Raw genomic sequence first — 25,488 nt, forward strand, 5'->3', positions numbered from 1 at the left:
CAAAGCAACCATCCAGTCTTAACAAGAAGATTCAATATGAACTCTGTTATTATTTCTATTTATTGTTAGGAGAGAAGAAGATGTCGAAAATCAAAGACGTACTCGTTCTGCACCACAGCCACTTGGATATCGGCTATACGCATGTGCAACCTATTTTATTGGAGTTGCAAAAAAAGTACATTGATCAGGCGCTACAGATGTGCGCGCTAACTGAGGATTGGGCAGAGGAAAATCAATTTCGCTGGACGTGCGAATCCAGCTATCCTGTTCTTCGCTGGTTAGAGACGGCTAACGAGAAGCAGATCGAGCAATTCGGCTATTACTTACGCAAAGGTCAGTTAAGCGTATCGGCTTCTTACTTGCATACGTCTCCGCTCGTATCTGCAGAGCAATCTGCCCGCATGTTGCAGCCTATTCGAGAGTTGCGCAGCAGGTTCGGGGTTCCGATTAACACGGCGATTCATCACGATATCAACGGTCAGCCATGGACATATAGTCAATTGCTCCTCGATGCTGGGGTTGAATTTTTTATTATGGGTATTAATTCGCATTTTGGAGGCATCCCTTTCAAAAGGCCAGGGGCCTTTCATTGGCAAACGCCGGATAATCGTAAGCTGCTGACGTTTAACGGCGAGCAGTATGCATTGTTTAGTGAAATAGGCAAAGTAAATGAGCGAAATACGGATGTAATGGCGGAAGGATTAGCTAAGTACTTAAAGAAAATAGAAGCCGATCCGGATTATCCGTTTGATTTTATTTATTTATCGGCGACCAACTTGCCGCTTTGCGACAACAGTCCTCCCGACCGGGATCTGCCGGAGTTGATTAAACGTTGGAACGCGGAGAAGCGTGGGTTGACGATTTCATATGTCACGCCAGAGCAGCTGATGGCCCGTGTCCAAAAGCAAGCCGACCAGCTCCCAGTTCACGGCGGTGATTGGACTGATTATTGGAACTTCGGTTCAGGCAGTTCCGCCAAGGAAACGAAGCTGAATCGTCACACGAAGCAAGGTATGAAAGCAGTCGAGCTGTTGAGTGCCTTTCAAAACGAGACAGATGTCTCCGACGCTCAACCCCTGAAGCAAGCGTTTGAAGGGATCGATTTATACGACGAGCATACGTGGGGCGCATTCAATTCTGTGACGCAGCCTGATCATCAGAACGTGGATATTCAATGGATGCATAAAGCTCATTATGCTTATCTCGGCAATAGCTTGACCGGTTATTTGCTTGGCGTTCAGATGGAGAAGTTGGCGAATAATCCGCTGCAATCGCAAGAGCCTCAAGGTTTGCTCGTTTTTAACCCTTCTTCGGTTACCGTCAAGCATCCGATTCGCATACCATCCAGCTTCAGAGTGAAAGGAAAACATTTGAGCGCAGACCGTCTACGTCAAGTGCTTATGAACAACGAAGTCAACCATGCCGATGTCAGCTTTGGTATGGTAGAGCCCCCCCGTTCAGTTGGCGCAAAATGCCGCTTCAAACACTAAGTGAAGCGCCTTTCGATGACACCATAACCATTGAAGCTGACCGTATTGAGACACCGTTCCATACGTGTACTTTCGATCCGTCGACAGGGCAAATCACGAGTTTATATGACAAATTGCAAAACTGGGAAGTCCTTGATCAAACCAGTCCGTGGAGTCTATTTCAATACGTACAGGAAACGATTGATACGACAGACCAGCCCAATCACCGCAGTGTTTTCTTTCAAGCCGATCAGGAGAAAGTGCACAACAGCATCAGCTGTTGGAATCATGAATGGAAGGCGCTAAGACGAAGCTATACAGCGATGACTTCTTGCCGTATCGAACGAAGCGCGCATTCCGCCTCGCTAATCGTTGCGTTCGAAGCGCCCGGAGTCGACCAATTCGAGCAAACGTTCACGTTTTTCAGCTATCGGCCGGATATCGAGATGAAAGCTTCTTTCTACAAGCAGGACATCACGACGCCGGAAGGCACGTATTTTGCAATTCCACTAAACGTCAAAGTGTGGCGATGCCATTATGATACAGCCGGAACGCTCGTCGAATTGGATGCCGAGCAGTTACCTGGCGTCAGCCGTGATTATATAACCCTCGACAAAAGTGTTTCGGTTTATGACGGCGAGCATGGTGTTACGTTAGTTTGTCCGGATGCACCTCTAGTTCAGGTGGGGGATTTTAATTTTGGCAAAGAACAAAAAAGTATTCTGAAGAAACCGAACCCGCTTTTGCTGGCGTGGCCGATGAACAACTACTGGGAAACCAATTATCGGGCGCGTCAGCCGGGATTCTCGATTTTCACTTACAGGCTTTCAACGTTTCAAAAGTTCGACGCTGCGGCTGTTATGGAAACCGCCGTACAGGGAGTGTCGCAGATGTACACTGTACCTGCTGTTCACTGCAGCGAAGAGGAAGCCGATCAGCTATTGCAAGTCGTTGGTGAAGGCGTCCAAGCGTTTCATGTGGGGCTGTCGAGAGACGGAAAAGGGGTCGTGCTGCGGCTGAGCAATTGCAAGCAAAAGACGGTAGAAGCTCAAGTTCGTTTCCCATCTTCCTCTATTAGATCCGCCTATCAAACAAACGGTTTGGAAGAGATTCAAGAGGAGCTGGCCGATATTCGACAAAGCACGATAAACGTTGTGCTAGCGGCGAAACAAATTATGCATCTGCTGGTTGTACCGACTCGTTAAAACATACATGCAAAAGGAGAACAATTCAAGATGAACACGATTACTGCAGTCTTGATCAGCGCTGGACAACGCGGTGCCGAGGCGTATGCTACTTATGGGAAAGCAAGGTCATTCATCTGTCCGACTATATGGAGGAGATGGAATCACACAGCTAGTCAACAAGCAGATCCTTGTTTGTAAGGTTCATAATTTGAGAAAACGGACAAACAGACACCTTTTCCAACAAAGGCGGTCTGTTTATTTGTTTAGTAAAGGTTTATTTTTAGCATTTGCTTGGTAATGGTCTCTATTCGCTGAAACATTACAATTTAATGTTATTTTTCCATCTTGGTTCATTTTTCTGAGATTTGATCAGTTATTGTAGTCCTATTTTTATTAAAATTCGGTGTTTTACAGTTTTTTTTCTGTATTCAGATCTCTGGTATCCGACTTATGATAGGAGCATCAAATCATTGCCGTCATGCAAAGGAGAATGCCTTGTGGAATCGAAAACAACTATTAAACGGCGAGTACCTGTCATAAGTGAACTGATAAAAAACAAAATCTTTTATCTCATGATGCTTCCCGGACTGATCTTCATCATTGTTATGTATTACCTACCCATGCTCGGGGTTGTTATTGCGTTTCAACAATATAATCCGATTAAAGGGATTCTAAAAAGTAAATGGATTGGTTTCACGAATTTCAAGTTTCTCTTTCAATCCGATGCACTATTTCAAATTACATTCAATACAATCGTCTACAACCTGATCTTCATTATACTTGGTATTGGTTTATCGCTCGCAATTGCGATTCTCATCAATGAAATCGGTAATCGCTTTCTTGCAGGAGCTTACAAAAGCATTTTGCTGCTTCCTTTTCTCCTGTCCTGGGTAGTAGCTGAATATTTGCTGTTCTCATTCCTAAGCATGGACAAAGGGTTATTAAACAGTCTACTAGCACAGTTCGGAGTAGAACCTGTTCAATGGTATTCGGAACCGTCCTACTGGTGGTTTATATTTCCAGCGGGCTATATATGGAAGAACGTCGGTTACTTCTCGGTCATTTTTGCAGCAGGAATAGCCGGGATCTCAACGGAGTATTATGAGGCTGCCAAAATAGATGGAGCAAGCAAGTTCCAGCAAGCCATCAAGATTACGATTCCGATGCTGGCTCCGATCACGATTACTTTATTGCTGCTCCAGGCGGGGAAAATTTTTTACGCCGCTTTTGGGGATTGGGGAATGTTCTATAACCTGCCCAAGGAGTCGGGCGTGTTGTTCAGTGCTACGAACGTAATCGACACTTACGTTTACAGATCTCTGAAAAGTATGAGCGACTTCGGCATGTCGTCCGCCGTAGGGCTGTACCAATCTTGTGTTGGATTTATCCTCGTTCTTGTATCAAACTTTTTGATAAGACTTTATGATCGTGACAGTGCATTGTTCTAGGAGGATGACAAGATGAACAAACGGCTTACATTACCTAACTTTATTCTTAATAGTATTTTTATGGTGTATTGCGCATTATGCCTGATTCCTTTGCTTGTTGTACTTTCCGTCTCTCTATCTGATGAGCAGTCGATTTTCCAAACCGGCTATAAGTTGATTCCCATGAAATTTAGTTTAAACGCTTACGCATTCATTCTGAACGGGAATTCTCCCATACTGAGAGCCTATGCCGTTACCATCATCGTGACACTCGCCGGCACTTTATTGCATCTTATGATCTCATCCTTGTTTGCCTATAGTCTTTCAAGAAAAGAAGTGAAGTATAGAAACATCGTGTCCTTCATGGTCGTATTCTGCCTACTGTTTAATGGAGGGTTAGTACCGTGGTATATTCTGCTTTCGAAATACCTTCATTTGAAAGATACGATCTATGTGCTTTTCGTACCTTACTTGGTCTCATCGGTAAATGTGCTGATTATGAGAAATTTCTTTACTCATACAATCCCTGAATCGATTATAGAATCTGCAAGAATGGACGGTTCAGGCGAATTTAATACCTTTTTGAAGCTGGTACTCCCCTTATCGACGCCAGTGATCGCAACTATCGGTCTTTTCACAGCTGTATTTTTTTGGAACGATTGGTTTACTGCTGCCTTATTCGTTGAAAACGGAAAGCTGTATACGCTGCAGTTTCTCCTTCAATCTATCATGAATAACATCGCATTTCTTCAAGCCAATACTTTAACAGCGAAAGCCGCACTTGCCCAACCAGACGAGACGGCCAGAATGGCAACATGCGTCCTATCCGTCGGGCCGATTATACTCGCTTACCCTTTTTTACAGAAATATTTCGTCAAAGGCCTTACATTAGGCGCAGTGAAATCTTAAAGATGGCTTTCATGGGTTTCAACCCCATTTAGCATATAAAAAAACAAATATGGAGGTCACAACATGAACAAATCAAAGAACATGAAACGTTCACTTGTTATGCTGAGTATTGGTATCTCTGTCGCACTTACTGGGTGCAGCACACCAAAGGCTGAGCCAACGGCTTCAGCTCCTGCGCCGAGTACGGCGGCAGCTCAAACAGCTCAACCAACTGCAACCCCATTAGCGTCAGTTGAACTTTCGTACTATTTCCCGGCTGGGCCTCAAAAAGATATGCAGACCGTAGAAGATGCCCTGAATATGCTCATTAAGCCGAAAATCAACGCGACGGTTAAACTTAAGGGCGTTGATTGGGGCGTTTACGAAGAAAAAATGAAAGTTAGCATGGCTTCTGGTGATCCCTACGATCTCGTCTGGACAGCGGCAGGCTTCAACAATTACTTTCAAAATGTGGCGAATGGCGCTTATGCGCCATTGGATGAATTGATTGCCAAATATCCTGACATGAAGAAAGGTATTCCAGATATGTTCTGGAATGCAGTTAAGGTGAAAGGAAAAACTTATGGCGTGCCTGTCTTCCAGCAGTCAACCGCAGGATACGGCTACATCATACAGAAGGCAGTAGCGGATAAGTACAAATTGGATTGGAAGTCTGTGACCAAGTTATCTGACCTAACGCCATTCCTGGAAACAGTTAAGAAGAACGAGCCCAATCTGATACCTTGGGAATATAGCCAGGCAATCGATCCATTCCTTACCGCTCCGCCGATGTTCGGACTTGAATCTTTAGGGGATTCGAAAACGCCCGGAGATCTGTATTTAAAAGATGGAAGCAAGGTTGTCAATCAGTATGAGACTCCAGAGTTCAAATCCTTTATTACGATGATGAGAGACTGGTACACCAAAGGATATTTACGGAAAGACGCAGCCACCTTAAAAGAGACTTCGGCCGATCGTAAAGCTGGAAAGAACGCGCTGCAGTTAGGCCAGATTGATATTGACTCCACTGCATTTACGCAAGCTGGCATGGATGCACCAGGAAGAATGTCTTACGCAAATCCAGATACAAAGTCTTACGACTTCCAGTTCGTAAAGCCGCTTCTTACAACAGATAAAGCTGCAGCAACAATGACGGCTATCTCTGCGAATTCGCCAAACAAAGAAAGAGCCATGATGCTCCTTAATCTGCTTAACACCGACAAAGAAATTTACAACACACTTGTCTGGGGCGTCGAGGGTAAGCATTACAAGAAAGTCGCGGATAACCGAATTGAAACGATTAAAGACAGCGGCTTCCAAATGAGTTCTCCTTGGGAATTTGGCAATATGTCTCTTACTTATTTGTCAGAGGGTGACCCGAAAGGAAACGATCAGAAGTTTACGCAAATGTGGGTAGATCTCAATAAAAACGCAACACCTTCCAATGCGCTGGGTTTTGTATTTGACTTTACACCAGTGAAAGCAGAGAAGGCGAACGTTGACGCTGCTATCGATGAGCTTTATTTTGCGATCGCGAGCGGTTCCGTAGACCCTGAGAAGTACTTGCCGCAATTCCTGGATAAGCTGAAAAAGGCGGGTTCCGACAAAATTATTGCTGAAAAGCAAAAGCAATTGGATGCTTGGAAAGCTACTAAGTAAGTAATTGAAGTTAAAGTAATGTAGTCGTTCGTATTCGGGGAACTTTCTATGTAATCCTACTTGTAATGGATACATGATGAAAGTTCCCTTTTTTTCAACACTTTTAGAGTTGGTAAAACCCGGGCACAGTTGAAGTAATTTGCTAGAACTCCTGGATATGTTCAGATTTTGGAGTTCAAGTTGTTCAAAAATCGGAGTTTTTTCATTTTTCTTGTCTATGCAGTTATTTGAAATTCGGATTAAGATAGGGCTAGCCCACCTCGTTTTTACATACGTAAAATAAATCCTACTTAGCGGTGCGCTTGTTTTTTATGGAAATAATCTGAACGGAGGGATAACTGCATTTGTATGGCGTTGCTTAAGTTAAAGAATACTTGCTTCAAAAGTTAAAAATTAAAGGAGGTATAATGACTATGCAAACCAAATTAAGACTTTTATCAATTATTCTAACTTTATGTTATTTCATAACCGTATCGCTTCCGACATATGTTGCGGCGACGGCAATAGGTACCCCTCCGGGAAATCTTGCATATCAAGCCACCGTAACGGGGTCCAATTATGATTCAACTGGTCAGAGCGCCGGTACTTGGTGGGGAGGCGCCCCATTTTCACTCCAAAACATAACAAGCGGCACATTAAATACCAATTTATGGGTTGCACCGGGCGCTAACAGTTCTCCCGCTCCCGGCAATACTTCCGACGTGTATCTTCGTATCGATTTAGGAACAGCAAAAACGATGAATGTCATTAAAATTTGGAATTATTATGCTAATCACCCAGCAGTAGGATTAAGGACATATCATAACCAGATTGTTCAGCTTTCGGCAGACGGCATCAACTGGGTCAACGTATTCAATCAGGATATCAACGATGTCGCTCATCAGGATCCAAAGGACTCGAACCAGACATTTGCAAACGGCACTCTTGTAAACGGAACCATCACGGGTGTTTCGGCCGGAAATGACGCCGAATATCAGGAGGATACAAATGCCGGCGGTCATCAGATTAACTTTGCGCCGACAACTGCACGCTACATCAGATGGTGGTCTGGCGGTGAAACCGGCACAATCTCCAACAATAACCTTCCGCAGATGTGCCAGCTGCAGGCTTACTATATGAACACCGTCACCTATGATTATAATGACGGAGTTAACCCTTCAACTACTGTAAAAGTAACCAACGGCACAGTATTAACAAAGCCGGGCGACCCTGTTTCCCAAACATTGGGTCAGGTTTTCGACGGATGGACAGTGGATGTTGCCAGCGGAACAGCGTGGGATTTCTCAGCCGGTAACAGGTGACATGAAGCTAGTGGCTACTTGGAAAACCGTTCCGATATACACCGTTAAATTTTCTTACAGCGAGAATGCGGAACCAATGACTGTAAAGGTCACGAAAGGCAATACAGTGACTCCTCCTGGAGGTCTTACAAGCGATGGTATGATTTTGGCAGGATGGGAACTTAACGGCGTGCCATATGTTTTTTCCACTCCGATTACAAATGATATAACTATGACAGCGATATGGGTACCTGTGCCCACTCCGGATGCTTATGTAATTCCGGCAGGCTTGTTGAATATCGTGCTAAACAGCGCCGGTCAGGTTACAAAACTTATCAACACGCTTGACGGCACCGACTATGTTACAACCGGTCCGGACAGCAAGGCGTCGTATCTGATGTCCCTGATTGTGAACTATGCTCCGCAGTATCCAACAGCGATACATTATGCAAAAGAGAACGGGACCTTAACTTTGGATTTTGCCTCTGTAAAGGGCAAGGCTACCGTAAATCTTGATACAAAAGGCGGCTATACCAAATTTACACTGACTGATTTGACATTACCGTCGGGATGGTCTGCGCAGGCCGTATTATGGGGTCCTATTAAGGTGGGCATAACATCAGGCGGTCAGGTTGCAGGTGTTGCATACAATGACAAATTCGGCATCGGTATTCATGACTTGAACAGTAAGACCGTCGGTGGTTGGCCGGTTGAATTTAACAATTTAAGTTATCCATCGAATCTTCCGAACGTTAACGGATTCGCACATCCCCTCAATACCAGAGGTTTCAACAATGTCGCAGCTTCTTTCAGCACATGGGGCAGTGCGTTGCAGTCATACACATGGGATTATACGAAGCCAACCGAACGTAAGGTTCAGGCATGGAACGACACTTCACCTACGCGTACTATCCCCGCGCTTACCGGTGATTACGCAGGCGATGCGAGCATGATAGGCTCCTCTATTGCCTTGTTCGGAACAAGAACTCCTAATATTTTAAACGTTTTATCCAACATAGAGGTAAATGAAGGCTTGCCACACCCGACGATTAACGGTAAGTGGCAAAAGTCCTCTCTGGAAACAGCGCAGGATTTCCTAGTTTTTACCGACAATATGTCCAATAACATTGTAAATGACTCTAAAATGGCCCTCGACGCAGGTATTAATTACATCTACGGGCAATACGGCGCGTCAGGTCCATGGATTACAGACGGCGGATTCCAGTTTAACGGCAACTTCGGCGGTTCCGATGTAGCGGCAAAACAGATGGTAGACACCGCTGCAAGCTACGGCATTAAAGTTGGCGTTCATACCTTGTCGAACGAGATTTCCCCTAGCGACGTGACATATATCAAGCCCCTTGCGAATACCGGGCTCGCAAGCGCGGGCATTGCGCATCTGACAAGACCGATGTCTGCTACTGACACAACCGTTTATATCGATAACGGCAAGGAATTCTCACCGGCTGCTGTCAGCGCAGCAGGTTCAAACAGCGTTCTAATCGACAATGAAATGATTGCTTTTGGCACCTGCACTCAAGTGAGTGAGAACGAATGGCAATTGACAGGCGTTACGCGCGGTTATCGTACTACTACGGTAAGCGCTCATGATATTGGAGATGATGCTAAGCTTCTTTGGTTCTATTACGACAGATATATTGCTGATATGGAATTGAATAAGCAGATGACTGGCCGTATGGCAGACATATTTAATAACGTAGGTGTCCATGCTATGTCTTATGATGCATTAGAGGCAACCAAAATGACAACTTACGGTCCTCTTCAATTCAGCGAATTTCCTATCGCAGTTTATAATCGTATAAATGCAGCTGGAAACAAAGACGGATTTATTACAGAGCATAGTGATATGGGCTCAAATTTATGGGATGTGGCGTCCAGAATCAGCTGGGGAGAATCCAATACAAATGTCAACCAAATTGCCAATTATTTGGATTTCTACGGTCAAAACTTTTTCCCGGAAATGCTTGGTTGGACATACACCAGCGGAGGTCATGGAGCTGGCAACGAGCCTAACCTGCTTATGAACCTTGCTATGAAGGCCGGTTGGAATGCCGGAACCGGTTGGTATGTTAATGCAAACACATTTAAAACGTTGACTTACATGGCAAATGATATCAAGCTTTGGAACAATGCGATAAAACATGGCGCGTTTGTTGTTGGCGGCAATTTCACGTCTGCGGTGCAGGCAAATATGAGAAAAGCATGGTCTAACGGCATGATCTGGAAGCTGACCGAGGTTGTACCGAATCAGCAATGGACCTTGCAACAGGTTACCAAAAACACTAGCTTCACTCCTATTGGAAACCCCATAACCCTGTATGCAACAAACGATATTCATGTTGTGCAATCCGCAAACGGTGATATTGCCACCAGCACAAGTCTTAACTACTCAAGGGCGCACAACAGCGACACTGTGACTATTTACACCCAGGCATATTCAGGCTTTCAGCTTGACAAAGCCACTTTGACGGTTACAGGCGCGGATAACACCATATATCCGATAACAGCAAACGGTGACGGTACTTACACATTCCAAATGCCGTCGCAGGAAGTGACAATAACGGCACAGTTTAACAGATTTGATACCACTTCACCAGTTACCTCTGCAACAGTAACGGGAATTACAGGAGCTAACGATTGGTATACGTCAGACGTAACGGTTTCGCTCCAGGCATCGGATGACAAATCCGGCGTTGCTTCGACCGAGTATGCGCTGACTGTCGTGCAAAGTACTTACGGCACGCAATCGACAAGCGGTTTCGTCCCATACGCTTCGCCGATTGTGCTTGGCAACGGAATTTATGAAGTGCAATTTCGCTCGACGGATCAAGCGGGGAATGTAGAAGACGTCAAATCCATTATCGTTAAGTCTGATAATACGGCACCTACGCTCACGGTATTGGCGAACGGAAATCCGCTGGCGAACGGCAATGCATTCGAGGATAGCCAAACGGTGACGTTTAATTTGCAAAGCGGGGATAACTTATCTGGAGTTGCTTCTCAAACCGTTACGGTGGATGGAAGTCCTTATGTGCCAGGAACAGCACTGAATTGGGCGGGGCAGCTCGGGACCCATGTTATTCAAGTAACCGTAACGGATCAAGCGGGTAACTCTACACCATGGAATGCGAACGTAACCGTAACGACAAGCGGCAATTCGATGCTGCTCCTTCTGAAAGCATTTTCTGCATCCAACGATGTTTCTGGGCCGCTACAGGTCCAGCTTTCCAACAGCTTGACTCAAGCACTGGACCATTTCACCAAAGGCCATAAGGATCAGGCGGTTAAACATATGCAGGATGTCCTTAAGCATATGGATAATGCAGCTCTGGCGAGTAACATTTCCAACAATGCGAAGCAAGTACTGACTACAGATTCGAATGAGGTAATTAAAGCGTGGTCAAAATAAAAATTTAATTAAGCGAGTGGCCATGAAGAGCAAAAATGCTTTTTATGGCCTCTCTTTTGATTCTACGCAGTTTTCTTTTTTGTTGAATGTACGGAAATGAATTTTCGCCAGAAATCGAAGATTTTTCATTTTTTGTTGTTTTCGAATGTGAGGTAAGCAGGTATGATCAGGTCAATAAGTTGACTTATTGTTAAAAGGAGAGAATATCAAAATGGCGACTATGACAGCGGTATTAATAGGAGCGGGACAAAGAGGCGCCGATGCTTACGCTTCCTATGCACTCGACTACCCGGATGAAGTGAAATTTGTAGCGATTGCTGAGATTGACCCCGTAAGAAGGACGCGTTTCCAGCAGGTTCACGCTATTGATGATGCATATACATTTGAAAGCTGGGATCGGCTGTTTGAAGGGCCGAAACTTGCTGATGCGGTTTTGATTTGTACGCAGGACCAAATGCATTTTGAGCCGGCCATTCGGGCTTTGGAGAAAGGGTATCATGTTCTACTTGAAAAACCGATGTCTCCGAGTCCAACTGAATGTGTCCTAATGGGGGAATACGCCGAAAAATATAAACGAGTGTTTTCCATCTGCCATGTGCTTAGGTATACCGAGTTCTATAAAAAGCTTAAGCAATTGCTCGTAGATGGAGCGATAGGCAGACTCATTTCTATCCAGCATACAGAAAATGTGGAACATCGGCACCAAGCGCACAGCTTTGTGAGAGGAAACTGGCGAAACTCCGAAACTTCTAGTCCAATGATTTTGGCGAAGAGTTGTCATGACATGGATATTTTGCTGTGGCTAGCGGATGCCGAGTGTACGAAGGTATCATCATTCGGTGCGTTAACGCATTTTCGCTCCGAAAGTGCCCCTGAAGGAGCGCCATTGTATTGTTTGGACGGTTGCCCCGTTCAGAACGAATGTCCTTATTATGCTCCTAAAATGTATTTGGAGAGAGAGGACTGGGTAGGTTCTGTGCTGCGAAAAGTTGTCAGTAACGATGACAGTAGAGAAGGAGTCCTTCAAGCTTTGAAAAATGGGCCATACGGCAGATGCGTATATCACTGCGATAACAATGTGGTAGATCATCAGGTCGTCAATCTGGAGTTCGCGAACGAGGTTACCGTCGCCTTTACGATGTGCGCTTTCACGAAAGAAGGCGGCAGATCGATGAAACTGATGGGAACACGTGGCCAGATCAGAGCCGATATGGAGAAAAACGTCATAGAAGTGAGCAGCTTTATAACAGGTGAGACCAAAACGATTGATATTGACGCTCCTTTGGATGGACATGGCGGCGGTGATCATGGCATCATGCGGGATTTCGTTCGGTTGGTGAGCCGAGATGGGGATGAAGTTGGACTTACTGGCGCACGGAATTCCGTACAAAGCCATCTGATGGCGTTCGCTGCCGAAAAGTCGCGTTTGGAGAGTCGGGTTATTGGGATAGAGGAATATAGGAATGAATTGAAAACAAATTTGAGCATAAAGGGGTGAGAGCGATGGAAGATTTACGTGGCAAAATTGCCCTTATTACAGGCTCAACAAGCGGCATCGGCAGAGCGGCTGCGATCAAGCTTGCGCGGTATGGCGTGAAAGTGACTGTACATGGGATGAATGAAGAACGCGGTCGCAGTGTTGTAGAGGAGATCTGTGAGGCGGGTGGAGAAGCCATCTTCGAGCGTCAGAATTTATCTCTTCAGGAATCTCCGAAGTTACTTATTGAACAAACAACAGGCCATTGGGGAGGGCTTGATATTCTTGTCAATAATGCGGCACTTGCTTGCAATAAGCCGATTGAAGACATCCGGCATGAAGATTGGGATGCTTTGTTCGCTGTGAATGTGAAGGCTCCATTTTTCATGACACAGGAAGCGCTCCCGTGGTTGAAACGAAACGGTGAAGGCGTTGTGATCAATGTAAGCTCCATTAACCGGCTAATGAATTGCCCGAATAATCTCGTATATGATGCGATGAAAGCGGCACTAAATCATATGAGCCGTGGGTTGTCGTTAGATCTCCGCGAGGCGAATATCAGGGTGAACGCGCTAATGCCTGGAGGAACGGCAACACCTCTATTAAACGAATGGTTCAAAATGACCAATCATTCGCCTGAAGAAATTGAAAAAATCTACAAAGAATCAAAAAAAATTGCTACTCCCGAGCAAATTGCCGATGCGATTGTCTTTTTTGCGAGCAAGAGCTCATCCTGGATCAATGGTGTGGAAGTTCCGGTTGATGGCGGATATTTTATTGGATCATAAATAATCGGAAAATATAAGGGACAGAGGCGAATTATGAGCAACTTCGCGATTGGGGTCGATATCGGCGGAACAAATTTGAAAATGGGTCTTGTTAATCAAGAAGGTCTAATTCTGGATGAGATGTCGATCTCGTTGCCTCGTAACGATGCTAATACTGCGGATATTTCTTTCATTCGACAGCAAATTTCTTTCTATATTGAAAAGAATAAAGAGTCAGCAGGGCTGCTGACGGGCATTGGAATAGCTTGTCCAGGCATATTGGACACGCAAAGAGGTATCGTCAAATACGCTGTAAATTTGGGATGGCATGAGGTTCCATTGGTAGATCTCATGCAAGAGCAACTTAAGCTGCCAGTCCGTTTGTTAAGCGATGCAGCTGCTGGAGCCATAGGCGAAAGTAAATATGGAGCAGGAATAGGCTTATCGAGTTTTCTGTATGTTTGTTTAGGCACAGGAGTTGGAGCGGGTCTATTTATAAATAGAAAAATCTATGAAGGGGATTGGGGACCGATTATCAACATTGGGCATACAAGTGTGATTCCAGACGGAGAGCCTTGTAAGTGTGGTAATCGAGGTTGCTTAGAAAATTATGTTTCGGCTTCTGCACTTAAGGATCGTACAGGAGCAGATGCCTATCAGGTTTATGAAGCAGCTAGCAATGGCGACCTTTATTCTAGAAGCTTGTTTCAGGAAGCAGGTGAGTTATTAGGGGTTAGCTTGGTCAATTGTATTCAGCTTTTCGGTGTTGGAAATGTGATAATTGGCGGTGGCATGAGTAAAGCTGGTAACGTGCTATTGGATCCTGTACGAGCAACCGTATTGAAAAGGTTTCCTCCATCTAGCTCGATGAGTGTTCAGATCACACCAGCGGCTTTTGCATCGACTGCCGGAATTTTAGGAGCGGTTGCTCTGCATTTGTAAGCAAAAAGGGAGATGAGAATGACATGCTCTTAAATACTTATATCGAAACTTTACATGCACTTTTAACCCAAATTCAAGATACGCAGCAAGATAAGATTACTGAAATAGCTGTCAAAGTTGCAGATTCTATTGAAACTGGCGGGATTATGCACGTTTTTGGAAGCGGACACTCCCACATGATTGCGGAAGATGTGTTTCATCGTGCGGGCGGTCTCGCTTGTGTGAGTGCTATGCTAGAGCCGTCACTCATGGAGTTAAATGTAGGCAGGGCCACATCGCTTGAGAGATTATCGGGATATGCAGATGTACTGCTGACTGGCTACAATTTACTCCCTGGCGAAGTTATTGTGGTGGTATCGAATTCTGGTATTAATGCTGTTCCGATCGAAGTTGCTATGGCATGCAAAGAGCTCGGCTTGTATGTTGTTGCGTTGACGAACATGGATCATTCTTTAAAGACAGCTTCACGGCATGAAAGTGGGAAAAAATTATACGAGGTTGCGGATATCGTGCTAGATAATTGCGGCGTCTACGGTGATGCTACATTATCGTTTGATGACAGCGAAAATAAAACGGGAGCAACATCGACGATTGGCGGTATTGCAATCATTCAAGCATTAACTGTTGCTATCGTCGATGAATTGTGTAATAGAGACGTTGTTCCTCCGGTTTTGATCAGCGCCAACCGTGATGGTGGCGATGGCCACAACCGTGAGTTGATCGACCGATATCGCAATCGGATTAGATACCTTTAATTCACTTACTGACTGAGGGAGGTTTCCTGAATGCCTGCATCGCAAAAAAATGAAAAAATGCCCAGCATCACCGCGACCCGACGGATAGCACCGCCACAATGGGCCCTGCAGGAGCAACTTTTGTTCGATACTTTAAACAAAGCGGCGAAAGAATTCGTCCTGCGTTATACCCGTCCGGACGGTACGCTAATTTGGTTCGACCATTGGCCAGGCATGGATGGATCGGATGATCCGTATGAAGGATTCATGAATCTGGCACTTTTGTACGTGCTCGGTGGAAGCGGAGAACTGCACGAGATTTCCCGGCGTATTTTCGACGGTATCACATGGCAATGGACGGAGTACGGTCAAATTCACCGCGACTTCGACGCCTATTACGATTGGATGCACCATGGCGAAGGTTATTTGTACTTTTATTTTCTTGGGTTGGCTGGGCCGACAACGCTGAAAGACCGCCAGAGAGCGCAAAGATTCGCAGCCATGTATACAGGTGACGATCCAGAAGCGCCAAACTATGATAAAGAGCGGAGGTTGATCACCTCCCCATTGAATGGCAGCAGAGGTCCGCGCCATAAAGTGACTGAAGAAGATTGGAGCACGCACCGGGGTATTTTGGATGATTACCTCGCTCCTTATGAAGATATTTCAGGCGCCAACTTCGCAAGCGGCAAATGCGCCTGGTCTGACGATGATGTATATAAACAACTGATCTCGATGATGAACGAGAGGATGAATCGCGGAGACGTTCCGCTCAATTTAAACGCGACAGGTCTGATTACCCATGCCTATCTGCAATCAGGTGACGAGAAGCTGCGCCAATGGGTCATCGAGTATGTCAATGCTTGGAAGGAGCGGACGGATCGTAACGGAGGCATTATTCCAGACAATGTCGGCTTAACAGGAGAAATCGGTGAATATAACGATGGCAAATGGTGGGGAGGCTACTACGGCTGGCGCTGGCCACACGGCTTCATGACGATCATCGAACCGCTGACCAATGCATGCATGAATCTCGCGATGCTGACCGGTGATTTGGGCGGACTGCAGACTGGCGAGAGAGCAACTGGATCGCAACTGGGAATTACGAACGGAGCAGGACGGCAAATTGCTCGTACCCTACAAGCATTTCGACAGTGGTTGGGCCGATTATCGGGAAGCACTACCAAAGTATCCGATCTATTTATGGTCGATGTCGATGGCCGATGAAGACTTGGAAAGAATCGAACGCATTCCCAAGAATCACGATTGGAACGAAGTCATTGTACCGGCCTTTTCCGGAAGAGATCCAAAGACCGGCAGAGAGACGAAGCATTACATAGGCAATACGCAGCCGTGGTACCAGTATATACGAGGGCTTAATCCGGATTATCCAGAGCGGATTCTAAGTGCCAATTACGAATTGATCGGCAATCAACTCGCCAAAATGCGCTCTCCCGAAGGCGACCCGCACAGCTGGTCGGAGCATTATAACGAGGGGATTTATTCCGCTATCCATATATGGCAAGAAATGTGCCCGGTATATTTCGAAGGTCTCGTACAGCTAACACTGGGAGGACCGATGCATATATCACATGGAGGGCTACAATATGGCCGAGTTCGCTACTTCGATAGTGTCCAGAAGCGTCCAGGCTTACCACAAGGGGTATCGGCTTTGGTCGAGAAGATAACGCCAGACTCTGTGACCATTCAACTTGTGAATACGAGTCTATTCGACGCTCAGACACTTATTATCCAGGCTGGTGTATTTGGCGAGCATATGTTTACAGAAGGACAGATCATTAACGAGGACAGAGCTGAAGCCAGCACTATGACTATCAACGGAAAGTGGCTCTGTGTCGAAATACCGGAGGGAACGAGCATTACACTGCGTCTTGGTATGGAACGGTTTGTGAATACGCCGACATATGCTATGCCCTGGCCGGATAATGACAAACAGCGAATTCAAGGGCGCATCGATAGCTAAGTGAATAAGCTGTCATCTCGTTAATTTATTGGCTCTACATAAAAAGTAGAGCTTTTTTTATTTTTTACAGTAGCCATTTACGCAGGTTTGACTTAATAATAGAGTGGGAGCGTATGTAAACACTAAAAATAATTCAAATATATGAACATTTTATCAATGAGATCATTTTTTATATTGTATAATGAATTGCTCCTTGTTGATATAGAGCTTCCTAGAAGAGGGTGGACCTAGATGAATATTATTCGTTTGTACAAATCAAGAAAATATTTGCTTAAGCTGCTGCTTTCTATCACGGTTCTCATGGTTGTGTTTTTATCCGTCAGCACGACGCTTCTATATTACAATTCCGATAAAACGATGCTTCAAATGCAGCAGCAAGCGGATTTAAAGGTGCTGTCGCAAATTAAATATAATATCGACTATATGCACGAAACAGTAAAAAATATTGCGGTCTCCACGTATTTCGACCCTGATGTCGTCTATTTATCGAATATCGATGTGATGGACAAGGGCGAGCTTGCGCAAAAATTAAACAGGCTGGAGAAAACGGTAACAAACTCATCCTTTTTGCAAAATATAACGATCTACAACGCCAAAACAGGCTGCTATTATTCAACCTTGAGCAGTTTGAATTGCCAGGATGATGGTATGAACGGTGTCATAGACCAGTATATCCATTCACAGAAACACATACCCATTCTCACCTTTGTTCCTCTGTCTTATGATAAAACGACATTTCCAGCACTATCTATGTTTATTTATGACAGCATGTCCGGGAGTAAACTGATCGTCACGATCAAGCCGTCCTGGCTGTTTGATAACTTAACGAATATGAATAAGACGTCAGATGAATTGCACGGCTCTATTTTTGTTACAGATCAATCAGGCATCCCGCTCATGGCACAGCAGCAGGGCAATGTTATTGCTACTGATGCGATAGCATCCATTATCCGTCAGAAAGTGAGCTCCGGCGTATCACAGGACTATCTCGTATATGGATCAGGCGGGAATAAGTCGATTCTGAGCTTTATGTCATCCAGCAAAAGCGACTGGGTCATTGCAAGCGTTCAGCCCTATGAGGTTGTGTGGGGCAAGTTAAGCAAAATGCGGGCGATTTCCTTAGTGATCATCATTGGATTTTTAATCCTTTCCATTGCGGGCTCGCTGCTGATTGCCTATCGCCTGTATCGTCCGATTGAACATTTGTTAAATCAAGTGACGGGAATCCGTCGTAAAGGGTCGGACGACAGGTCCGATTTGGATGAATTGAAATTTATTTCCACCGCTTACCAAGATGCTATGCATCAATTAGTCAAGCATGAATCGGAAGAGCATACGAACAGAAGTGCACATAAGACTTTCGCTTTGAGGAGACTTATTTCCGATGCGAGCCTGCCTACCCCAGAAGAAATTGAACAAGTCGATTGGGATATTGATTTTAACCAAGGTGTACGTGTATGTGTGCTGTTGATCGATGATTTTGTTGAATTTGAATCGAAAACGAGCGATGCCGAGAAGAGACTGTACAAGTTTGCGATCGCCAATATCACCAAGGAGCTTGTGTCTAAAAGCGTTAGCTGTGAAGTTGTCTCTATGCGCAATGATCACTTTGTCTTACTCGTTGGTGAGTCGCTAGAGCCTCATGGCGATCATGTAAACTCATTGACGCATGCTTTCCAAGAGCTACAGCAAACCCTTCTTCAGTACTACCGTTTCTCGATGACCGTTTCGATTGGAGAAAAGGTTGAGCGATATCAACAAGTTTCGCAGCAATACGGCCTTGCTATGGAAAATGCGTCTTATCGGATTATTTTTGGTAAAGGGAGCATAATCACACTGGATCTCGTGAGGAATAATAATGAAAATATTACGTTCCAGTTTCCGGCTGATGCGGAGAAGAAAATAACGGAAGCCATTAAGTCGGGGCAAGAGAAGGATTTTCAGGATCACTTGGTTCAATTGTTTGAGCAAATGAAAGTGATGCATTACAACAATATCACGTATTCCATACTTCATTTGCTTGCGCTCGTGGAAAATATCGTGCGTGAAATGAACAGCCGAACCGTTAGACAAGTCAGCTTGGACTTTAAGCGGCAGGTTCAGCACATGATGAAGCAAGAAACGCTAAAACCTATTTATGACATGTTCTTGGACATTTTCCAAGACATTCAGAAGCAGCGAACGCAGGATGTGAAAGAACAGTCGAATCAGATCTTAACGGATACCGTTAAAGAAATGATTGAAGAGCAGTATAAGGATTTGAATCTGAGCCTGCAAAGCATAGCGGCAGCAATGAAGCTTTCTTCGGCCCATGTGAGCAAGCAATTTAGACTGCACGAATCGATGTCCATCAGTGAGTACATTAATGATGTTCGCTTGCGGAAGGCACTGCTGTTGCTTGAAACCAAAGATTACAGCATCAACCGCATCATGGAAATGGTCGGTTATAACAATGAAAGCTACTTTTTTAAGCTATTCAAAAAGAAATTCGGGATCACGCCGAAAGAATATCGCTTTAAAACAGTCGTTCAAGAGTAAGCTTTCCCGGGTACGAAAGTGCCGGAAAGCTTTTCTTTTTTTCAGGCTAAGTTGAAAATACAGTGTTTTCGGGATTGTACGGGAGAAAAGTGGAGTGTTTTTCATTTATTACAGTAGTTATTTGTACAGTTTCCCCCAATAATAAGGAGCATACAACGACGGTTTAACACCGCAGGGAGGGAAGCAAATGCTGCAACGGGAGTGGAAGCACTTCAAACGTAATCAGGAATTGTTCGTCATGTCATTGCCAGCAATCCTGTATAAATTGATTTTCAATTATTTGCCCATGTTAGGTCTCGTTATTGCATTTAAACAATATCGATATGATTTGGGGATTTGGGGGAGCGAATGGATCGGGTTTAAAAACTTTGAATTCTTTTTTAAATCCGATAGCGCTTTTACAGTAACACGCAACACGATTCTTTATAACATGAGTTTTATCTTACTAACATTAGTGTTTGCGCTAACATTTGCAATTTTGTTGAATGAAATTCCCCGAAAATGGATTAAGCTGCATCAGACGACCTTGTTTCTTCCTTATTTCTTATCTTGGGTCGTTGTCGGATATATCGTCTTCGGGTTTCTGGATCACAAAAACGGATTTATGAACGTCATGCTGCAATCACTTGGTGATCAACCAATTAAATGGTATGAACAAGCAAAGTACTGGCCGTTTATTATCATTCTGACACAAATATGGAAAGGTGTAGGCTTTTCAACACTGATCTACTATGCTGGTATTCTATCCATCGACTCAAGTTATTATGAGGCTGCCAAAATTGACGGCGCTTCCAAATGGCAAATGATTCGCAAGATTACTATACCGCTCTTGACACCGCTTATCGTGATTTTGCTAATCGTAGCTATCGGCAATATATTCCGTGCTGACTTCGGATTGTTCTACTTTATTCCGAACGACACAAGCTTCTTATATAACGCAACTGATGTTATCGATACGTTTGTATACCGATCGCTGCGAGTTGTCGGAGATGTCGGAATGTCTACCGCAATCGGGCTCTACCAGTCTGTTGTTGGTTTCATTCTGGTGCTGTTGTCCAACTGGATTATCAAAAAAATTAACTCAGACAATGCGCTTTGGTAAGGAGGTAAGCATATATGCAAACGGAAAGCAGCAGAGTGAACTGGTCAGGCAATATCATTAATGTGTTGTTCTGTTTATTGTCAATGGCGCTTTTAGTGCCTCTTGTTCTAGTCATATCCATTTCGTTCACTGAAGAGAAATCGCTACTAACAAATGGTTATCATTTATTTCCGAAAGTTTTCAGCACGAAAGCTTATGAAATTATCCTTCAAGCTCCCGATGCGCTGATTCGTGCCTATGGGGTCACCGTATTCGTAACAGTCGTAGGGACTATTGTTGGTTTGCTATTCACAACTTTGACAGCTTATACGATGTCGCGACGCGATTATCGCTACCGCAAAATTATGACGCTTTATGTTTTCTTTACAACTTTATTCGGTGGCGGACTAGTTCCGTTCTACATTCTGATATCGCAGTATTTGCACTTGAAGGATACCATTTGGGCACTGATCGTTCCGTACTTGCTGAGCCCGTTCTTTATTCTCGTCATGAAAGGTTTCTTGGATAAGCTTCCACTTGAAATATTCGAGTCTGCGAAAATCGATGGTGCAAATGAGTGGCGCATTTTTTTCACAATGGTGCTTCCATTATCCATACCAGCACTTGTCACGATTGGCCTGTTCATTTCATTCCAATATTGGAACGATTGGTGGCTAGGCTTATTGTTTATCGATAATCAAAAGCTGATACCGCTTCAATTGCTGCTTTACCGTGTGATGAGCACCATTGAATTTCTATCGAATAACATCTCGACAGTTAATGTCGACTTTAATATCGCTGACTTCCCTGCTTTATCGGCAAGAATGGCCATGGCTGTTCTGGCAGCAGGTCCGATGATGTTTATTTTCCCGATGTTCCAAAGGTTTTTCATAAGCGGGCTCACAGTGGGCTCCATCAAAGGATAGTCATTCGTTATCAAACTGCAGCGCCTCAAAAAGCTGCTGCAGTTGATATATAAGCAAGATACAAAATCAAATTATCGCAGGGGGTAAATGTATGAAAAAGCAAATGTTTAAAGTACTAACTGGAGCAGTGAGTATTGCTATCTTACTGTCCGCATGCGGCACTAAAGGATCTGATAGCGCTTCTACAGCGAGTCCAGCAGCTAGCACGGCTGCAACTGCTAAGGTAGAGCAACTTGCACCAGTAGAATTAATTTGGAACTACCCGCTAAGCGCGATTCCGCAAGATATGGCAACCGTACAGGAAGCTGTTAACAAAATCACAAAAGCTAAAATCAATGCGACAGTTAAATTACAACCGCAAACCTTCGCAGACTACATTCAAAAGATGAACACGACAGTTGCTTCCGGCGAAAACTTCGACATCGCATGGGTGTCTAACTGGAACTGGGACTATGTAACAAACCAATCTAAAGGTGCTTTCATTCCACTTGACGATTTGATGGCAAAATATGCGCCAACTCTAGGTAAATCCATGCCGCAATTCGTATGGGATGCTACTAAAATCGGCGGCAAAGTCTACGGTATTCCGAACTATCAAACCGTAACGAACAAACAAGGCTTCCTGATCCAAAAGAAATATGCGGATAAATACAATCTGGACGTTAACTCCATCAAAAAGATTGAAGATCTTGAGCCATTCTTGGCTAAAGTAAAAGCAGGCGAGTCCAAAGACGTCGTTCCATTCTTGATGGATCGTAACGGAAGATTTGGTAACATGTTCCGCGGTTACGGCTTAGAACAAATTGCAAGCGTAGTAGGTGTTGATCTTAAAAATCCAGACAAAGTAATCAATATGTATGAGACGCCTCAATACGCTCAATATTTAGATTTGGCGAAAAACTGGCACGATAAAGGCTATATCAACGATAATGCGGCTACATTGAAAAACAAAGCGGACATTGAGAAAACAGGTAACGCTGTTGTTCAAGTCCACAACGTATTGAAGCCAGGTGTTGAAACTCAGTTTAAGACTGCAAACGGCGGAAATGATGTAATCGCGATTCCTACAACTGAAGTATGGGCAGGAACTGGTTCCATTATTACAACTATGCAAGCGATCAGCAAAACGTCTAAAAACCCTGAGCGCGCGATGATGTTCATTAATTTGCTGAACACGGACAAAGAGCTGTTTAACACAATCAGCTTCGGCGTTGAAGGTAAGCACTATACGAAAAATGCAGATAACACAATCAAAATTAACAAAGAAGCTGGTTACGTTCCAAACGCAAGTTGGGTATTCGGTAACACGTTCAACGGTTTGTTAGTTGAAGGTACAGATCCAAACGTAGTAGCTAATACGCAAAAAGAAAATGAAACAGCTAAACCATCACCGCTTATGGGCTTCAAGTTTGTGAATACAGCAGTTACAGCGGAAATTGCTAACATTGCGACTGTAATTGACCAATACAGACCAGGTCTTGAAACAGGTACTGTGGCTGCAAGCGAGAAGCTGAAAGAATTCCAAGACAAGTTGAAAGCAGCTGGTGTTGACAAAGTTATCGCTGAAGCTCAGAAGCAACTTGATGAGTGGAAGAAAACAAAGTAATCCAAGTAATGTAAGCTCTTCTCATATTTAAATAACATGCTTACGGCGATAGAATTAAAAATATATTGCCGTAAGCATGATTTATTTGAAAAGGATAATAAAGGTGGGAAATTATGCTGTCAACATTAACACTACGACAATTGAAGTCGGCTTTGGAACAAACGCAAGATGGCAACCATACGCTTTTTCCTGAAGCAGCTTCGTCGGAGCGATGGACGCAAATTCAGAACGACGACCGATATGCGGACTTTTGGGAGAAGCTTGGAGAAAAAGCTGTCAAATTGTCTGATCAACATTTATCTCCACCACCGTTCTCCGACTTTCTTCTGTTCGGCGAAACAGGTGACCGAATGACGTATCAAACGAAACGCAACGAGCTTTTTTCCGGTCTGCATGTATTCGGTCTGTTGATGATGGCAGATGAACGACCGGAATGGAAGAAAGGACTCGAAAATGCGATCTGGTCCATTTGCAATGAATATACGTGGGTACTGCCGGCACATGTCGGACTGTACGTGAATGAATATCCGAACGGCATTTGGGATCAACCACGAGCTCCTCGTGAAACAGTTGATTTGGATGCTGCTGTAGTTGGGTTTGCTCTGGCCGAAATCTTACACAAGGTTGGACCGCGATTGCACCCTTGGGTTGCCCAGCGCGCGAAAGCGGAAATTGAGCGTCGTATTTTCCAAGTATATTTCAATGATCCGACTCCGCAGAATTGGGAGTTGAAGACGAATAACTGGCCTGCCGTTTGTGCATCCAGCATCGGTGCAGCAGCTATTTATTTGATTGATGACAGCGAAAAGCTCGCCGGCATGCTCTGGCGTGTCATTAACGTGTTGCGCCAATATCTATCCGGCTTTGACGAGCAGGGAGCTACGCCTGAAGGGCCGATTTACTGGCAATTCGGCTTCTCGCACCTCGTTTATTTTGCTGAATTGCTCAAAGAACGAACAGGCGGGCAAATCAACTTGCTTGCTGAGCAAAAAGTCAGCAAGATTGCACAATTCCCGCAATTCTGCTTGCTGACAAGCGGAAAAGTTGTTAACTTTTCGGATGCCCCGGATGAAGTCCGTTTTCATACTGGGTTGATGCAGCGGCTGTGTGAATATTTCCCTTCCATGCAACTGCCGCCAGACGAATATCGGATGAACGTCATTCCGGTTTCATGGCTGGAAGCGACGCGCTTGATGTTCTGGTCTTCGGACCAGCAGGATGCTGAAGCGGGTCTTTCAGGGGAGCCGCAAGAACTCGTTCAGGAGCGGATTTTCACGGGAAATCAATGGGTCATTTCGAAGGTGCTTCAGCCGAATGGACGTATCGCTGCTTTTGCGGCAAAGGGAGGGTACAACGAAGAACCACATAATCATAATGATTTGGGTCATTTTATCCTGCATGTTGACGGAGTAACCGTGCTTGCGGACGTGGGAATCGGCGTATACACGAAGCAGTATTTCCAGCCAGAGCATCGCTACGAAACGATTCATGCAGGCTCGCATGGACATTCTGTGCCCATTGTTGATGGCTATCGACAAGGCTTCGGCAGGCAGTACCGATCACAATTACTGCAGCATGAGGTGACGGAAGACGAGGTGCGCTTTGAACTCGACTTAACCGAAGCCTACACGTGTCCAACCTTGCAGTCGCTTACGCGCGAGTTTCTGTGGCGCCGCCCGAGCCATGAGGCCTCACAGCTGGTTATAACGGATAAAGCGGCGTTCCGTGAAACGCCATCGGCTTTTCAGGAAGTGTTTATTTGCGGTGTTGAGCCGCAGCAGATCGAGATGGGTAGGATCGCGATCGGTACGGTGGAGATGCATTTTAGCCCGAGCGACTGGTTAGTTGAGGTTGAAGCGGTAACGGCGGTTTCTCATTATGGGGTAGAAAGTAAGTACTACCGTCTGATGTTAAATCGCATAAGCGTTAGTGCAAGTATGGAAAGTCATGTCCGGTTTGAGATCAAGAATCAACGGGTGTAAGTTCTCCGGTGGTTCAGGTTTGCCCGTGAGGCTGCAGATGCAGCCTGCGGGCAGCCTACCGCATACAACATCTAGAAAATACATAAGTTTTGGTGCATGAATCATGTCAGT

19 protein-coding genes are annotated in these 25,488 nt (G+C 44.8%); all 19 read left to right on the forward strand.

Annotated features, from left to right (window positions below; genetic code table 11):
* Positions 1-80: 80 nt before the first annotated feature.
* Entirely contained in the window at positions 81-1,490 is a 1,410-nt protein-coding gene (locus ACBP55_RS11425; protein ID WP_464651613.1) for a glycoside hydrolase family 38 N-terminal domain-containing protein, read from the forward strand.
* Positions 1,472-2,674, forward strand: a complete 1,203-nt coding sequence (locus ACBP55_RS11430; protein WP_464651614.1) for a glycosyl hydrolase-related protein — start codon at positions 1,472-1,474, stop codon at positions 2,672-2,674. Before ACBP55_RS11425 ends, ACBP55_RS11430 begins: the two co-directional genes overlap by 19 nt.
* A 30-nt stretch (positions 2,675-2,704) precedes the next feature.
* Positions 2,705-2,854, forward strand: a complete 150-nt coding sequence (locus ACBP55_RS11435) for a hypothetical protein (protein ID WP_464651616.1) — start codon at positions 2,705-2,707, stop codon at positions 2,852-2,854.
* A 374-nt stretch (positions 2,855-3,228) separates the two neighbouring features.
* Positions 3,229-4,104, forward strand: coding sequence for an ABC transporter permease (locus ACBP55_RS11440; RefSeq protein WP_464653289.1), 876 nt, complete (start codon positions 3,229-3,231; stop codon positions 4,102-4,104).
* 12 nt (positions 4,105-4,116) lie between these two features.
* On the forward strand, positions 4,117-4,992 hold the full coding sequence (locus ACBP55_RS11445) for a carbohydrate ABC transporter permease (RefSeq protein ID WP_464651618.1): 876 nt from the start codon (positions 4,117-4,119) through the stop codon (positions 4,990-4,992).
* Between the two features lie 63 nt (positions 4,993-5,055).
* The gene (locus ACBP55_RS11450; RefSeq protein ID WP_464651620.1) at positions 5,056-6,630 is read left to right on the forward strand and encodes an ABC transporter substrate-binding protein; all 1,575 of its coding nucleotides are present in this window, start codon (positions 5,056-5,058) and stop codon (positions 6,628-6,630) included.
* Between the two features lie 413 nt (positions 6,631-7,043).
* Positions 7,044-7,931, forward strand: a complete 888-nt coding sequence (locus tag ACBP55_RS11455; protein WP_464651622.1) for an InlB B-repeat-containing protein — start codon at positions 7,044-7,046, stop codon at positions 7,929-7,931.
* Positions 7,885-11,340 carry an OmpL47-type beta-barrel domain-containing protein gene (locus ACBP55_RS11460; protein ID WP_464651624.1) on the forward strand — a complete coding sequence of 1,152 codons (3,456 nt, stop codon included), beginning with the start codon at positions 7,885-7,887 and terminating at the stop codon, positions 11,338-11,340. Before ACBP55_RS11455 ends, ACBP55_RS11460 begins: the two co-directional genes overlap by 47 nt.
* Positions 11,341-11,551: 211 nt before the next feature.
* Positions 11,552-12,838: a Gfo/Idh/MocA family protein gene (locus tag ACBP55_RS11465; protein WP_464651626.1), complete on the forward strand. Its 1,287-nt coding sequence runs from the start codon at positions 11,552-11,554 to the stop codon at positions 12,836-12,838.
* Between the two features lie 5 nt (positions 12,839-12,843).
* The gene (locus tag ACBP55_RS11470; RefSeq protein ID WP_464651628.1) at positions 12,844-13,605 is read left to right on the forward strand and encodes an SDR family NAD(P)-dependent oxidoreductase; all 762 of its coding nucleotides are present in this window, start codon (positions 12,844-12,846) and stop codon (positions 13,603-13,605) included.
* Positions 13,606-13,638: 33 nt separating this feature from the next.
* Complete coding sequence (locus ACBP55_RS11475) at positions 13,639-14,526, forward strand: ROK family protein (protein WP_464651629.1); 888 nt, start codon at positions 13,639-13,641, stop codon at positions 14,524-14,526.
* Between the two features lie 23 nt (positions 14,527-14,549).
* Entirely contained in the window at positions 14,550-15,281 is a 732-nt protein-coding gene (locus ACBP55_RS11480; RefSeq protein ID WP_464651630.1) for a sugar isomerase domain-containing protein, read from the forward strand.
* Positions 15,282-15,311: 30 nt separating this feature from the next.
* A complete protein-coding gene (locus tag ACBP55_RS11485; RefSeq protein WP_464651632.1) occupies positions 15,312-16,487 on the forward strand; it encodes a DUF8034 domain-containing protein in 1,176 nt (391 codons plus the stop codon).
* On the forward strand, positions 16,387-17,244 hold the full coding sequence (locus tag ACBP55_RS11490) for a DUF8034 domain-containing protein (RefSeq protein WP_464651634.1): 858 nt from the start codon (positions 16,387-16,389) through the stop codon (positions 17,242-17,244). Before ACBP55_RS11485 ends, ACBP55_RS11490 begins: the two co-directional genes overlap by 101 nt.
* 231 nt (positions 17,245-17,475) lie before the next feature.
* Positions 17,476-19,782: a helix-turn-helix transcriptional regulator gene (locus ACBP55_RS11495; RefSeq protein ID WP_464651636.1), complete on the forward strand. Its 2,307-nt coding sequence runs from the start codon at positions 17,476-17,478 to the stop codon at positions 19,780-19,782.
* A 187-nt stretch (positions 19,783-19,969) separates the two neighbouring features.
* Complete coding sequence (locus tag ACBP55_RS11500) at positions 19,970-20,884, forward strand: ABC transporter permease (protein ID WP_464651638.1); 915 nt, start codon at positions 19,970-19,972, stop codon at positions 20,882-20,884.
* Between the two features lie 14 nt (positions 20,885-20,898).
* On the forward strand, positions 20,899-21,789 hold the full coding sequence (locus ACBP55_RS11505) for a carbohydrate ABC transporter permease (RefSeq protein WP_464651640.1): 891 nt from the start codon (positions 20,899-20,901) through the stop codon (positions 21,787-21,789).
* Between the two features lie 91 nt (positions 21,790-21,880).
* Positions 21,881-23,395 carry an ABC transporter substrate-binding protein gene (locus ACBP55_RS11510; RefSeq protein WP_464651641.1) on the forward strand — a complete coding sequence of 505 codons (1,515 nt, stop codon included), beginning with the start codon at positions 21,881-21,883 and terminating at the stop codon, positions 23,393-23,395.
* Positions 23,396-23,508: 113 nt separating this feature from the next.
* On the forward strand, positions 23,509-25,377 hold the full coding sequence (locus ACBP55_RS11515; protein WP_464651643.1) for a heparinase II/III domain-containing protein: 1,869 nt from the start codon (positions 23,509-23,511) through the stop codon (positions 25,375-25,377).
* Positions 25,378-25,488 lie beyond the last annotated feature (111 nt).

It is taken from the genome of Paenibacillus sp. WG02, from assembly GCF_055396115.1.

Excerpts from the sequence above, each read along its gene's own strand:
- ACBP55_RS11425 (WP_464651613.1), top strand. The coding sequence starts at position 81 with ATGTCGAAAATCAAAGACGTACTCGTTCTGCACCACAGCCACTTGGAT.
- ACBP55_RS11430 (WP_464651614.1), top strand. The coding sequence starts at position 1,472 with ATGCCGCTTCAAACACTAAGTGAAGCGCCTTTCGATGACACCATAACC.
- ACBP55_RS11435 (WP_464651616.1), top strand. The coding sequence starts at position 2,705 with ATGAACACGATTACTGCAGTCTTGATCAGCGCTGGACAACGCGGTGCC.
- ACBP55_RS11440 (WP_464653289.1), top strand. The coding sequence starts at position 3,229 with ATGATGCTTCCCGGACTGATCTTCATCATTGTTATGTATTACCTACCC.
- ACBP55_RS11445 (WP_464651618.1), top strand. The coding sequence starts at position 4,117 with ATGAACAAACGGCTTACATTACCTAACTTTATTCTTAATAGTATTTTT.
- ACBP55_RS11450 (WP_464651620.1), top strand. The coding sequence starts at position 5,056 with ATGAACAAATCAAAGAACATGAAACGTTCACTTGTTATGCTGAGTATT.
- ACBP55_RS11455 (WP_464651622.1), top strand. The coding sequence starts at position 7,044 with ATGCAAACCAAATTAAGACTTTTATCAATTATTCTAACTTTATGTTAT.
- ACBP55_RS11460 (WP_464651624.1), top strand. The coding sequence starts at position 7,885 with ATGTTGCCAGCGGAACAGCGTGGGATTTCTCAGCCGGTAACAGGTGAC.
- ACBP55_RS11465 (WP_464651626.1), top strand. The coding sequence starts at position 11,552 with ATGGCGACTATGACAGCGGTATTAATAGGAGCGGGACAAAGAGGCGCC.
- ACBP55_RS11470 (WP_464651628.1), top strand. The coding sequence starts at position 12,844 with ATGGAAGATTTACGTGGCAAAATTGCCCTTATTACAGGCTCAACAAGC.
- ACBP55_RS11475 (WP_464651629.1), top strand. The coding sequence starts at position 13,639 with ATGAGCAACTTCGCGATTGGGGTCGATATCGGCGGAACAAATTTGAAA.
- ACBP55_RS11480 (WP_464651630.1), top strand. The coding sequence starts at position 14,550 with ATGCTCTTAAATACTTATATCGAAACTTTACATGCACTTTTAACCCAA.
- ACBP55_RS11485 (WP_464651632.1), top strand. The coding sequence starts at position 15,312 with ATGCCTGCATCGCAAAAAAATGAAAAAATGCCCAGCATCACCGCGACC.
- ACBP55_RS11495 (WP_464651636.1), top strand. The coding sequence starts at position 17,476 with ATGAATATTATTCGTTTGTACAAATCAAGAAAATATTTGCTTAAGCTG.
- ACBP55_RS11500 (WP_464651638.1), top strand. The coding sequence starts at position 19,970 with ATGCTGCAACGGGAGTGGAAGCACTTCAAACGTAATCAGGAATTGTTC.
- ACBP55_RS11505 (WP_464651640.1), top strand. The coding sequence starts at position 20,899 with ATGCAAACGGAAAGCAGCAGAGTGAACTGGTCAGGCAATATCATTAAT.
- ACBP55_RS11510 (WP_464651641.1), top strand. The coding sequence starts at position 21,881 with ATGAAAAAGCAAATGTTTAAAGTACTAACTGGAGCAGTGAGTATTGCT.
- ACBP55_RS11515 (WP_464651643.1), top strand. The coding sequence starts at position 23,509 with ATGCTGTCAACATTAACACTACGACAATTGAAGTCGGCTTTGGAACAA.